The organism is Streptomyces sp. NPDC048639 (assembly GCF_043199075.1).
Classification (GTDB): domain Bacteria; phylum Actinomycetota; class Actinomycetes; order Streptomycetales; family Streptomycetaceae; genus Streptomyces.
The window spans coordinates 663,000-675,415 of record NZ_JBICVP010000003.1; the positions used below are offsets into that span (position 1 = coordinate 663,000).

Sequence of the window (12,416 nt, forward strand, 5' to 3'; positions counted from 1 at the left end):
TCGGCGATTGAACCGGACCCGGGAACCCGTTGCCGAAATGCTTGACCGGAGGCAAGCAACTCCACAACAAGTGCCGCACACGCGCAGGACCCCCAAGCGCGTCTATGAGAACCCCACCGTCACACCCCCCGCCCGCGGACCTCGGCCGCGCCCCTGCCGCCAGATGGTGGTGGGCGGGCCTGCCTGATTGGGGTGGGGTGTCCGGGTGGCGGCCCGGTGGTGGGTGGTTGAGCATCCGGGCGGCCAGGGACCCGGCTGGGCCGGGCACCCGGAGGTGCGGACGTCGTCCGGTCGCACGACAGACCGGGCAAGGCATCCGGCCCAGGTCGGCGATTGAACCGGACCCGGGAACCCGTCGTCGAAATGCTTGACCGGAGGCAAGCAACTTCACGACGAGTTCCGCAAACGAGTGCAGGACCCCCGAGCGCCTGCCGGAACCCACCGTGTCACCGTCCCCCGCCGCGGACACGGACCTCGGCCCCGACCCGCGCTACCCCGATGCTCCATCTTTGCGCCGCAGGCGCGAGACGAACCGGCAGCCGACGTCCGACGGAACTCCGGCCACCCATGCGGGAACCCGCCGTGCCCCCTGCCACGGACACGAACCTCGGCCCCGACCCCCGCCACCCCGATGCTCCATCCCTGCGCCGCAGGCCGGACGAGACCGGGAGCCGGTGGAGCCGTGGGACAACCGTGGTGGTGGGGCGTCTGCCTGCTTCGATTGGCGGGTTTTCTGTCCGGAAGTCAACACCCTTGCCGCTGGAGCGACTTGGCGGGTCGCCGATCGACAGCGGGCAGCCCACCGGGCACGGACGGCAGCAGGCAGCAGGCAGCAGGCAGCAGGCAGCAGGCAGGAGGCAGGAGGCAGGACGGATGATGGACCGTCACAGGTCCGTCATCCGACACGCGGTCAGCTCTCCTGACGGACGGCCGACTCCCCCTGCGCCACAGAAGCCGGCGCGCGCGAGACGGCCGTCGCCCGCGTCAGCGCACCGGCAGGTGGTACGCGATGCGGTATCGATCCGCCGGAGCGACGACGTCCGCCGTCTCGACCGGCCTCCCGGAGGCGTAGAACGTCCGGGCCACCACCAGCACCGGGTGCCCCGGCACACCGCCCAGCGCAAGCGTTTCCTCAGCCAGCCCGGGCCGGGCGCCGATCTCCTCCAGCACGTTGTCCACGATCACGTCGATCGCGGCCATGCGCTCCACCACCCCGCGTCCGGCCAGCGGCCCCTCCTCGGGCAGCATCACGGGCGTGCGGCCGGTGACCGAGAGCGGCTCCCACGACGTGGAGATCATGGCCGGCTCACCCTCGGCCCGGAAGAGGTAGCGGGTGCGCATCACCCGCTCACCCGGCTCGATGTCCAGCCGGGCTGCGATCGCCCGGCTCGCCCCTTCCTGCTCGCTGCTGGACTCCCAGGTGCCCTTGACCCGTTCATCGGCCTGTTCCTGACGGAACGGGGTGGAGTCGGCGGCGGACTGGTAGCCGGAGCGGGCGATCCGCCGCGGCACGGGCCGCTCCCTCACATACGTCCCCGAGCCTGAGCGCCCCTCGACGAGGCCCTCGGCCATCAGCACCTTGCGCGCCTCCAGGGCGACCGTGTCCGAGACGCCGTAATCCTGACGGATGCGGGCTTGGGACGGGAGCCTCGTGTGCGGCGGCAGGGAGCCGTCGACGATCTTCTGCCGCAGGTCACCGGCGACCCGAAGGTACGCAGGCTGCTCACCGAAAGGCACGTGCCCCTCCCACAGGTTGACAGACTGCAACACCCTGGCAACCGAGGGTTGTCGACCGCAAGTAGGGGCCAATGATTCACTCGAAGTGATGATCTTGATCAGCGCTCGGCATGAAGCCGCAGGAAGCGGGCCAGAACCGGCCGCGCGATCTGGGTGCCCCAATTGCCCCAGTTGTAGTCGAACGCGTGGTCCGCCCAAGGGATCTCGACGTACTCGTGCACCGCACCCGCCCGCGTCAGACGCGTATTCAGCTCACGCGCCTGCTCGACCGGGACGAGCCGGTCGTGGCTGCCGTGCAGCAGCAGGGTCGGCGGCACATCGCGCCGTACGAGCCGGACCGGCGAGCCCAGCCGGAAGCCCGCGGACGCCGTCATCAGCGAACCGCCCATGAAGCGGCGCACCCTGGGGTCCGTGCGGTTCGCGCCGCCCGCGATCATCCCGGCCATGTCGGTCGGCCCGTAGAACGACACCACCGCACGGACCGAGGTGTCGCCCAGGGTGCCGCAAGAGGGACGGGGCCGGTTGTCGTGGGCGGTGTAGGCGGCGGACAGGGCGAGGTTCGCACCGGCGGAGGTGCCCGCGAGAACGATCCGTGAGGGGTCGACGGCGTACCGCTCGGCGTTGCGCCGCACCCAGCCGATGGCGCACTTCACGTCGCCGATCTGCTGGAGCTGGGTGGCCCGGGGCGCGAGCCGGTACTCGATGTCGAAGACGGCGTACCCGCGGTCGTTGAGCCACTCGTTCCAGCGGGGGGTCTGGCTGCGGTGGCCCGACTCCCATCCCCCGCCGTGCACCCAGACGACGGCGGGGCGCGCGGCCCGCTGCCGTCGGCCGTCCGGGAGCCATACGTCCATCTTCATCCGGTGCTTGCCCACGCGCGCGTACACCAGGGTGCGGTCGCGCTCCGGCTCCCGGGAGTAGTTGAGACCGGCGAACTGCCCTGCCAGGGACAGCCCTTCACCGTGGACGCGGGCCGTCGCCAGGGCAGCGGCGTACGGCGCCAGCGCGCTCGCCAGAGCGATGGCCGACATGGACAGCGCGATCCAGCCGGCCCAGCGGGTGATGCGGACGGCCCGGGTCCGCCACAGCGCGCGGACGACCCCGAGGCCGAGCAGGGCGGGAATGCCGAGGACCGCCGTGCACCAGGACGTGGCGAGCACGGAGGCGGCGGCGACGAGCGGTCGCCGGGGCAGCGGTACGAACACCAGCACCAGGAGCAGGACTTCCAGGGCGGCGAGCAGGAGTAGCAGCGCGACGATCAGCCATCGTCCGATCCCTCGCGCCACTGGCATGACCGACCTCCTCGCACAGGCCCACCACGGCCCAGCACTTCCCGGCCGGACCGAAGTCGTCCCGCCGACTGGGCCGTTCGGCGCAGCGGAGCGTCGTCGGAGGGGGACGCCGGGCTCCGGCGCGAGGTCCGCCGGGCGTGCCGGGGCGCCCGACGCGCGGTCCGCCGGGAGCCGGCGGGTGTGGCGCTGGACCGAGCGCACGGCGCCGTGCCGGTCAGGTGTCACGTCCGCGGCTTTTGCGACGCCGTCCGCGCGGAGGGACGCTGGAGGGGAGAGCGCGATCGAGGCCCATCCTGAGCGCGTACGGCATGCGCCCGACCCCGGTCCGCCCGGGAGAGGTGAGGGGCATGCGCATGCTCATGAAGGCCCGGATGAACACCGAGCTGGCGAACCAGGCGATCAAGAACGGCACGCTGGAGAAGACCCTGCTCTCGGCGCTGGAGGGGCTGAAGCCGGAGGCGGCCTACTTCGTCACCGAGGACGGCGACCGCTGCGCCGTGGTGGTGTTCGACATGCAGGAGTCCTCGCAGCTCCCCAGCGTCTGCGAACCGTTCTTCCTCGAACTCGGCGCAAAGATCGACGTCGTACCGGCGATGAACGTGGACGACATGCAGAAGGGCGTCACCGACGTCATGTCCCGGCGCTGACTGCCACGGGACAAGGACCGGAGGGCTTCGCCCCGCTCAACCGCCGAGCCCCGCTCAACCGCCGACGAAGCCGGTTCCGGCGCTGCCGCCGCCGCGGAAGGACTCGTCGGCGGCTCCGGTGTCGCCGACCCGAGCGGTGTCGTCGGCCCGGGCCGTGTCGCCCGCCTGAGCGGTCTCGTCCACCTCGGCCGTGCCGCCGACGTACGCGGTGAGCAACAGCGCGACGTCGTCGGGCCGCTCCGGGGCGATACGGGCCTGCTGGACGACACTCTCCGCCATCTCCTCCAGGGCATCGGCCCCGGTACCGGCGAGGACGGCCCGCATCCGGTCGACGCCCGCGTCGATGTCGTGGCCCGGCTGCTCGACGAGACCGTCGGTGTAGAGGGCGAGGACACCGCCGACCGGCAGCGTGAACCGCGTCACCGGGTACGTGGCCCCCGGATCGACGCCGAGCAGCGTTCCGCCCGGCAGGTCCAGCACCTCGGTCGACCCGTCGGGGTGGCGCAGCACGGGCTGCGGATGACCCGCGCGTACGGCGCTGGCCGTCCCCGTACGCGGATCCAGTTCGATGTAGCAGCAGGTCGCGAAGACGCCGGCTTCGAGCTGGGCGAGCATCCGGTTGGTGCGGCAGACAACGTCCTCGGGGGAACTGTCGCTGGAGGCGAACGCGTTGACGGCGCTGCGGAGCTGCCCCATGACCGCGGCCGCAGCCACGCTGTGGCCTTCGACGTCGCCGATGACGAGCGCGACGCCCCGGCTCGTCTCGATCACGTCGTACCAGTCGCCGCCGATCTCCATGCCCTGGGTGCCCGGGAGGTAGCGGCCGGCCGTGCGGAGTCCCTCGACCGGGGGCAGCCGGTGCGGCAGCAGCGCGTCCTGGAGACCGCGGGCCAGGGTGAACTCGGCGTCGTAGAGCCGGGCGCGTTCCAGCGCCTGCGCCACCAGTCCGCCGAGGGCGGTCAGCGCGGCGCGCTCGTCGGCGGTGAACACGTGCGGGGCGTCGTAGCCGAGGATGAGCGAGCCGACGGGGTGGCTTGAGGCGATCAGCGGCAGGAAGGCCCAGGAGTGCATCCGGTCCAGGGCGATGCCGGGGTAGGCGGCGGACAGGTGGCCGGGCGACTCCAAGAAGATGGGGACGCCGGTGGTGAGGGCCTCGACGCCGGGGAGGTGGGCGTCGAGGGAGACGCCCTCGAAGCGGTCGAGGAAGCCCTCGGGATAGCCGGACTCCCAGGCCAGATACATGCGCCGGTCGCGGACGACGTACAGCGCGAGCTCCTGACCGCCGAACGCGGGCAGGAGCTGCTCCGCGACGGCCACGCACACCTCGCGTACGGACACGGCCTCCGTGAGCACGCTGGCCATCTGGACGACGTGGTAGAGGACGCCGGGTCGGGTGAGCGCGACGGGCGTGTCGCGCGGCACATGGAACCGGGGTTCCGGGACGGCCTCCTCCTCGCCCTCGGCGGCGCGGGGCGGCGGATCGCTGGGGAAGATCCGGCCGGTCAGGCCGTGCACATCGGGATAGAGGACGAATCCCAGCCATTCACCGGCGGGGTGGTGCACGAGGAACGACGAGGGCTCCTGCGACAGCATGGCGGCGCGATAGCGGTCCTCGTACGCCGGGTCCGACAGCCAGGTCAGGACGTGCCACGGGTGGCGGCCGAGCAGCTCCTCGCGGTCGCAGCGGAGCAGTTCCTCGCAGTGGTGGTTGACGTAGGTGACGCGGCCGTCCTGGTCGAGCGAGAAGACACCCTCGGGCAGGCGCTCGGCCGCCTCGGCGGCGGTGCTGCCGGACGCGGCGTCGAAGACGACGCCGACGAGGCGGACGGTGGCGGCGGGCAGGCCGCCGGGCTCGGACGGGGCGAGGCCGGGGGTGGGCGAGGCGACACCGGGGGTGGGGACGCCGGGCGTGAGCGCGGCGAAGTCCTGCTCGTCGGCGGGCGGGGTCGGTGGCGCGGCCGTCCCGGCGGGGGTGCGGGGGGCCGTGGTGCCCGGGCCGGCGGCGGGGTGGGGGACGCCGGGCGGACGGGCGCCGGGGGGCGAGGCGGCGGGGGGCGAGGCGGCGGTGCCGGGGTGACGGGCGGCCGGTGACGTCCTCGGAGGTACGGCCCGTGGCGTGCCCGGCGGCGGGGCGAGGGGGGCCCTACCGGGTGCGGGGCCCTCCACGATGCGCCCCCACAGCTCGACGGGCCGGTAGCGGACCTCGTTCTCCGTGGCGTCCTGCAGATCGCGCACATCGCGGACCCGGAACTTCCGCGCCCGGACCCAGCCCTTCTCGTCGGCATCCGCGGCGCAGGAACGCAGCTCATGCAGATCGTCGGCGATGATCAGGTCCTCGACGTCGGCGACCGTGCCGCCGAAGGTCGCCGGGGTGGTGCCGAGCACCGCACACGCGTCGTCGTCGGCGGCGAAGGCGCCGGTGCCGAGGTCCCAGTCGACGAGCCCGACGCGTATCCCCGTGGTGAGGGCGGCCGGGGGCCGTACGCCGACCGGCTCGTCGTCGTACTCGACCCGGCGGTCGTGGGCGTCCAGCTCCCCCAGGGCGGCACTGATCGAGTCGACGGCTTCGAGGAGCGGCTCATGGTTTTCCGCGAACGCCCCGCTGTCCTGATCGCTACGGCGGCCGCCGGTATCGGTGTCGCCGATGCCCGCCTCGCCGATGCCCGTTTCACCAGTGCCGGCTTCGCCGGTGCCCGTGACGCCAGCGCCATGGTCCGCGAGGGACTTCAGGACGACCAGGACGCCGACGACCTCGCCGTGGGCGCGTACGGGGATGTAGGCGGAGGCGAAGGCGTACGGCAGCCCGGCCGCCATCTGCGGAAAGCGGCGCATGGTCTCGCCCTCGTCCGACAGATGGACGGGCTTCTCGGTGCGGTACGCCTCGGAGGTCGGGAGGGCACCGCTGACCGGCATCCGCCACCAGGACTTGATCAGCGAGCGCGGCACCCCCGCGACCATGGCGAGCACCAGGGAGCGGCGGTCCCGCGAGCGCAGGTAGATCCCGCCCCCGTAGCCGCCGCCGGCCCGGATGGCCTCGGTCAGGACGGGTGCCAGGGCGGCGGCAAGGGCACTCTCGGTCCCTGCCCCGCGATCACGGGAACCGGTGCCGGGGCCCATCGGCCCCGTCCCGGCCCCCGTCGGGGCTTCCTCGCCCACCATGTCGCGTCCTCCCGCTACGGACGCCCGCACGTCGTATCACCAGGATGTGCCAAGCCGCGCCCAAAGGCGCGGTGGGCGGACCGGCGAATTCGGCAGCGGGGTCCTGTTCCTCAGGCAGGCCATGTCGCCTCCCGGCACATGCCTTCCTGCTCGGCGGAGGGATTGCTCGGCCCGACTCCGAGCACCCGGGGGCGATACGAGCAGCGGGCGATCGATAGCGCACCGACCGGCGGCCACCGAGGGACAGGCCATACGGGGACGGAGAGCGGTGGGTCGATGACCGACGGTGTTCAGCCCCGGGGAACATCAAGCCGCCTGGCTGCCGTCCTGTGCCCGCGGGAGGCGGCGGAGCTCGGCCGGGGTCCACGCGGGCACGGGGCGGTCAGCATGGCTGGGGCGGCAGATCCAGCTCGGCACGGACGGTTTTGCCGACCGGTACGCGGTCCAGCACTGCCACCGGTCCGCGAGCGCTTCGACGAGGACGAGTCCGCGGCCGGACTCCGCGAGGTCCTGCAAGGGCGAGACCTCTCCCGGGGGGGGAGGGCGGGCGCCGCTCGGTACGGGTGTCGGAGACCTCGATCCGCAGGGTGTCCGCGCCGATGTCGATCCGCAGCTCGAAATCCCGGCCCGGCACGCGGCCGTGGGTCACGGCATTCGCCGCCAACTCGGCGACGGGAACGGCCGCCGTGTCGGAGACCTCCGTGCCGTGCGGGATGCCCCAGCCGTGCAGCTGGTTCTGCGCGAGGTGCCGGGCGAGCCGGGCACCTCGCGGGGTGGAACTGAAGCGCTGGATGAACGCACGTACGGTGACGGGCCGTTGGTGGGCGGACGGTGCTGTCATACGGCCAATGTGGCGTGCGGAAGAGGCCGTTCACCAGCTGGGACCCGCGTACGCTGCGTCAGCGTACGGGCACGAGGGAGTGGACCGTACCCGTAACCGAACGTGACGCTGGCCAGGTTGAGTGTGTGTCGCGGAGGGCACGTGCGGGAGGGGACCGGAGATGGCCGATGACACGGTCGGTACGGATGGCGGGGCGAGCACCGACGGGCTGCCACCGGGCGGTCCGCCGCCGGGCAGTGGCGAGCCGGATCCGTCGGACAGTCTGCGGATGTTCGGGGCGGTGGTTCAGGCCCTGCGCGAGCACGCGCGGCTGAGCCGGGAGCAGTTCGCCCCGCTGGTGCGCTTCTCCAGGCACACGGTCGCGTCGGTCGAGCAGGGGCGGCGCATGCCGGATCCTTCGTTCGTGGAACGGGCGGAGGAGGCGCTGGGGAACACCGGGGCGTTGCGGAACGCGGTACGGCACATCGCCCGGCGGCCGGGACTGGCGGCCTGGTTCCGCCAGTGGGCTCGGCTGGAGGCGCTGGCGATCACCCTGTACACATACGAATGCCGCCTGATTCCTGGTCTGTTGCAGACGGAGGCGTACGCGCGGACGCTGTTCACGAACCAGTTGCCGCCGCTGGCCGACGACCAGATCGAGGCCCAGTGGGCAGCGCGGTCGGAGCGACAACGGCTGCTGTGGGAGCGGCCGAACACGGCCTACAGCTTCATCCTGGAGGAGCAGTTGTTCCTCCGGCGCACGGGTGGGGTGGAGGTGACGCGGGCTCTCATGGACCATGTGCTGGAGGTCGCCGAACTGCGGAACGTCGAGATCCAGGTCATGCCGCTGGTGCGGGAGAAGCATGCGGGGCTGGACGGCCCCATGCAGCTGCTGGAGACCCCTGAGAACCGTTGGTTCGCCTACAACGAGGGCCAACGTGGCGGGCTGTTCATCTCCGACCCGAAAGAGATCAGCGTGCTCCAGAGGCGGTATGCCAGGATGCGCTCACAGGCTCTCACCCTTGAGGATTCCGTGAGCCTCTTGCAGCGGATGCGAGGAGCGCTATGAGCACCAGCGAACTGGTCTGGTTCAAGTCCAGCCACAGCAGTGGCGGCGACGGCGACTGCGTCGAGGTCGCCCTCCCCTGGCTCAAGTCCAGCCACAGCAGCGGCTCCGGCGATGACTGCGTCGAGGTGGCCGCATGCCCCGGTACGGTCCACGTGCGCGACTCCAAGGACAAGCAGGGCCCGCAGCTCACCTTCTCCCCCGCCGCCTGGTCCAGCTTCGTTTCGTTCGCCCGCGAACTCTGACGCCTCGGCGCGGCGCCCGGCACCGGTCCGGATCCGGTATAGGGCACCTGCTTCGTCCAGGCGGGGAACGTTCCGTCAGCCGGCGAGGGCAGACCTCCTGCGACACGCGTGACTCGCCCATGCTTTATGTTGCGGAGGGGCGGGAGCCGCGCTTGCACACGCCGGGGAGACGGAGCAGCCATCGGTGGAGCACAGCAGCCGTTGGGCCGTAACCGGCAGCGCCGTGCACGGGGCAGGGGCAACCGACTCGTCCCGGCTGCGGGGCTTCGGGAGTGGCGCGGCCCGGCAGCCGATGCGTGACCGCCGGCGACCGGCGGTTCACCGGCGAGGACGGAGGCAACGGAAGGCGCATGGCACGGGATTACGACAGTCAGCTGCTGGAGTCGGTGGCGGTACGCCGGCACAGGATGAGGGACGCGCTGCTGTTCGGCGCGCAGCGGGCGCGGCGCGTGGCGGACGAGCGGCTCGGGAAGGTGTTCGCGGGAATCGCCATCGCGGCCGTGATCTGCGCGGGGTGCGTCGGGTGGTCTTTCGTGCAGCACACCCTGGCGAAGCAAGAAGCCGAGCAGCAGAAACAGCAGCAGCGGTACGAACAACCGGCGAAGAGGCCGGGGCCGTAGGGACTCATCGGTCCGGCCCGACGGTCCGGTCCGACGGTCGGGCCCGACGATCCGGGGGGCGACGAAGCTCAGCCATGTCCGATTACCCGAAGGTTCCGGGCGCCGCGATGATAGGTTCCCGCAAGTGGTGAGCACAGCAACGACTTCCCGGGCGCGGCTGAGCAGAGTGACCCTGGTGGGCGAGCGGCGCCGGGCCGACATCGTTCTGCCGTCCGACACTCCTCTTGGGCAACTGCTCCCGGACATCCTGCATTTGCTGGACGACCGGGCGGCATCACGCCCGATGACCCGGCAGTTGATCACGTTCGACGGTTCCGTCCTGCCGCACGGCAGCACGCTGGCCTCGGCGGAGATCGCCGACGGTGCCGTGCTCCGGCTCGTCAGGACGCACGCCGCGCCGCCCGCCCCCGTGGTGCACGACGTCACGGACCAGGTGGCCGACGATCTCGACCTGCGAGCCTGGCGCTGGCGTCCCGCTGCGCGCCGGGTGAGTGCGGGCGTGGCGACCGTGGCCTTCGCGGTGACCGCCGCGCTGCTCGCACGCCGTGAGTTCGCGCTGGACTCCCTCGCGGGCGCTCTCGGGGTCGTGACGCTCGTCCTCCTGGGGGCAGGTGCGCTCGTCACCCGGATCGGCCAGGGCAACCGGGGCCTGGCGACCGCACTGCTGCTGACGGCCGGCGGGCTCGGCGTGCTCAGCGCGTGGACGGCCGCCGATGCCTACGACTGGCCGGGGGCGGCGCGGATGGGCGGCGTCGCGGGCGCGCTGGTCCTCACGCTGGTTCTGCTCGGCTGCTTCTCGCCGCTCGGCCGCGGAGGGCTCATCGGTGGAGCGGCCACCGCCGCAATCAGCGTCGTGTGGGAGGCCGTTGCCGCCGTCCAGGCCGAACCGGCCCGGCTCGGTGCGGTCATGGCCGTCCTCTCCGTCGTGCTGCTCGGTCTGCTGCCACGGCTCGCCCTGATGGCGTCCGGGCTCACCGCACTCGACGACCACCGCTCGTCGGGCGTCTCCGTCAGCCGTCACCAGGTGGACAACGCGCTCGCGGCCACGCACCGGGGTCTCGCGCTGGCGACGGTGGTCACCGCGGCCTCCGCGGCCGCCGCCGGCTGGCTGCTCACCCTGGCCGGGAAGCCGACCGCATGGACCGTGGTGCTGTCGTCGCTCGTTGCCGTGGTGCTCCTGTCCAGGGCACGGGCCTTCCCGCTGGTCGCCGAGGTCGTGGCGCTCCTCGTCGCCGCGGCGTTCCTCGTCGTACGGCTGGTGATGCTGTGGATGGAGCACGCCGGGGGCGCGAGGCCGCTCACCGTTCTGTGCGCGGCCGCGGTGCTGCCGCTGCTGGTTCTGGCGGTGCAGCCGCCCGAGCATGTGCGCGTGAGGCTGCGGCGCACTGCCGATCTGGTCGAATCCATCGGCATGGTGGGGCTCTTCCCGCTCGCCGTGGGGGTGTTCGGCGTGTACGGACAACTGCTCAACAAGTTCTGAGCCGATGCGCGGGTGCTCCGGAAGGAGCCGTGGGGCGGACGAGAAGGACACACATGCCGAACGGAGACAACAACTGGCAGGGCGATCTGCTGCGCGACCTGAGGGACGGCCCTCAGGGTGCGCAGGGCGCCGGCGGGCAGGCACACGGCACGCCGGTGCCGAACCCCGGCCTCCCCGCGCAGAGCCCGCCGCCCGCCCCTCAGGGGGAAGGCGCGCCCGGGCAGGGGGAAGGCGCGCCCGGGCTGGCCGGTCACCCGTACTCGCCGGAGGAGCCGGAGGTGGTTTCCCCCGGCAGTCACCCGTACCCGAGCGGCTCCCGGAACTCTGCACAGCCGCCCCGGGCCCAGGCCGCGTACTCCACGGGCACCCGGCACACGCCCGATTCCCTTCCCGTGGTCGACCACGAACTGGCCGGCGCGGCACGCAAGCCGCCGCACGGCGAGCCGTTCACCGCGCGTGCCGTGCGCGCCCTGCGCCGGGCCGTTTCCTCGTCGGCCGCGCGCGAGGTCGCCGAGGCCACCAGCACCGCCCAGGCACTCAAGGGACCGGTGACGACGGGCCGGCAGATCGCCGTCACCTCCATCCGGGGCGGCGCCGGCAAGTCGACCGTCGCCGCGCTGCTCGGCACCACCTACGCGCACTACCGCCAGGATCCGGTCCTCTTCGTCGAGGCCGATCCGGCGCTGGGTTCGCTGCCCTTGCGGCTCGGGGCGGAGAGGCTGCGCTGGACCACCAGCGATCTCGCGGACATCGTCCAGCCGCAGATGTCGCTGCTGGACATCACCGGCTACCTCGTCCAACTCCCGGGCAATGCCTGGCTGCTGCCCGGCAGTCAGGGCCGGATCGGCGCCATGCTCGACATCGGGACGTACGAACGCGTCATGGTCGCGCTGCGCCGCTACTTCGGTGTGACGGTCGTCGACTGCGAGACGCTGCCCGCCGAAGTCGCCCGGTCCGCCCTCTCCGCCGCCCACGCCCGCGTCCTGGTCGCGCCCGCCAGCCTGGAAGGCATCACGAGCACGTACGCGGTGCTCCAGTGGATGCGAGGGCTGCCGCCGCACGTGATCGCCGGCACGGTCGTCGTCCTCACCGAACTGGTGCCGCGCTCGGGCGTCGACCTGAGCAAGGCCGCCCGTACCCTCACGACGAGCGGGGCGACCGTCCATGTCCTGCCGTACGACCGGCATTTGGCGGCCGGGGGCACGATCCGTACCGAACTGCTCGCGGAGCCGACCAGCAAGGCCGCCGCCCGTCTCGCCGCGGACGTCTTCCAACTCTCCCAGAAGCGCCGCTGACCCCGGGGGCCCGATGCCGAATCAGGCCGTGAACGACCGACGACGCAGACGCCAC

At 72.3% G+C, this 12,416-nt stretch carries 9 protein-coding genes and 1 pseudogene; 6 read left to right on the forward strand and 4 right to left on the reverse strand.

Translation table 11 applies throughout. The annotated features are described in order from the left end of the window. Nucleotides 1–984: 984 nt before the first annotated feature. Both ACGFNH_RS11180 and ACGFNH_RS11185 read right to left on the reverse strand, forming a co-directional pair. Nucleotides 985–1,737: a GntR family transcriptional regulator gene (locus ACGFNH_RS11180; protein ID WP_393652762.1), complete on the reverse strand. Its 753-nt coding sequence runs from the start codon at nt 1,735–1,737 to the stop codon at nt 985–987. Between the two features lie 98 nt (nt 1,738–1,835). Next, nucleotides 1,836–3,029, reverse strand: coding sequence for an alpha/beta hydrolase fold domain-containing protein (locus ACGFNH_RS11185; RefSeq protein WP_393652763.1), 1,194 nt, complete (start codon nt 3,027–3,029; stop codon nt 1,836–1,838). 347 nt (nt 3,030–3,376) lie between these two features. On the opposite strand from ACGFNH_RS11185, the gene ACGFNH_RS11190 reads away from it, so the two are divergent. Next, the gene (locus ACGFNH_RS11190) at nt 3,377–3,676 is read left to right on the forward strand and encodes a hypothetical protein (RefSeq protein WP_393652764.1); all 300 of its coding nucleotides are present in this window, start codon (nt 3,377–3,379) and stop codon (nt 3,674–3,676) included. A 54-nt stretch (nt 3,677–3,730) separates the two neighbouring features. Here the strand turns inward: ACGFNH_RS11190 and ACGFNH_RS11195 are convergent, their stop codons facing one another. After that, a complete protein-coding gene (locus ACGFNH_RS11195) occupies nt 3,731–6,835 on the reverse strand; it encodes a SpoIIE family protein phosphatase (RefSeq protein ID WP_393652765.1) in 3,105 nt (1,034 codons plus the stop codon). Nucleotides 6,836–7,217: 382 nt separating this feature from the next. Next, a pseudogene (locus tag ACGFNH_RS11200) lies at nt 7,218–7,676 on the reverse strand (ATP-binding protein). 160 nt (nt 7,677–7,836) lie between these two features. On the opposite strand from ACGFNH_RS11200, the gene ACGFNH_RS11205 reads away from it, so the two are divergent. The 5 genes from ACGFNH_RS11205 (at nt 7,837) to ACGFNH_RS11225 (ending at nt 12,361) form a co-directional block, all read left to right on the forward strand. Continuing rightward, entirely contained in the window at nt 7,837–8,724 is an 888-nt protein-coding gene (locus ACGFNH_RS11205; RefSeq protein WP_393652766.1) for a helix-turn-helix domain-containing protein, read from the forward strand. After that, a complete protein-coding gene (locus ACGFNH_RS11210) occupies nt 8,721–8,966 on the forward strand; it encodes a DUF397 domain-containing protein (protein ID WP_393652767.1) in 246 nt (81 codons plus the stop codon). Before ACGFNH_RS11205 ends, ACGFNH_RS11210 begins: the two co-directional genes overlap by 4 nt. Before the next feature lie 350 nt (nt 8,967–9,316). Next, entirely contained in the window at nt 9,317–9,586 is a 270-nt protein-coding gene (locus ACGFNH_RS11215; protein WP_393652768.1) for a hypothetical protein, read from the forward strand. A gap of 124 nt (nt 9,587–9,710) precedes the next feature. Next, nucleotides 9,711–11,066, forward strand: coding sequence for a type VII secretion integral membrane protein EccD (gene eccD, locus ACGFNH_RS11220; RefSeq protein WP_393652769.1), 1,356 nt, complete (start codon nt 9,711–9,713; stop codon nt 11,064–11,066). Between the two features lie 53 nt (nt 11,067–11,119). After that, nucleotides 11,120–12,361: a MinD/ParA family protein gene (locus ACGFNH_RS11225; RefSeq protein WP_393652770.1), complete on the forward strand. Its 1,242-nt coding sequence runs from the start codon at nt 11,120–11,122 to the stop codon at nt 12,359–12,361. Nucleotides 12,362–12,416 lie beyond the last annotated feature (55 nt).

What these genes read in the sequence shown, in the direction of transcription:
- ACGFNH_RS11185 (WP_393652763.1), bottom strand. Translation starts at nt 3,029, where the DNA reads ATGCCAGTGGCGCGAGGGATCGGACGATGGCTGATCGTCGCGCTGCTA.
- ACGFNH_RS11205 (WP_393652766.1), top strand. Translation starts at nt 7,837, where the DNA reads ATGGCCGATGACACGGTCGGTACGGATGGCGGGGCGAGCACCGACGGG.
- ACGFNH_RS11195 (WP_393652765.1), bottom strand. Translation starts at nt 6,835, where the DNA reads ATGGTGGGCGAGGAAGCCCCGACGGGGGCCGGGACGGGGCCGATGGGC.
- ACGFNH_RS11190 (WP_393652764.1), top strand. Translation starts at nt 3,377, where the DNA reads ATGCGCATGCTCATGAAGGCCCGGATGAACACCGAGCTGGCGAACCAG.
- ACGFNH_RS11215 (WP_393652768.1), top strand. Translation starts at nt 9,317, where the DNA reads ATGGCACGGGATTACGACAGTCAGCTGCTGGAGTCGGTGGCGGTACGC.
- ACGFNH_RS11210 (WP_393652767.1), top strand. Translation starts at nt 8,721, where the DNA reads ATGAGCACCAGCGAACTGGTCTGGTTCAAGTCCAGCCACAGCAGTGGC.
- ACGFNH_RS11225 (WP_393652770.1), top strand. Translation starts at nt 11,120, where the DNA reads ATGCCGAACGGAGACAACAACTGGCAGGGCGATCTGCTGCGCGACCTG.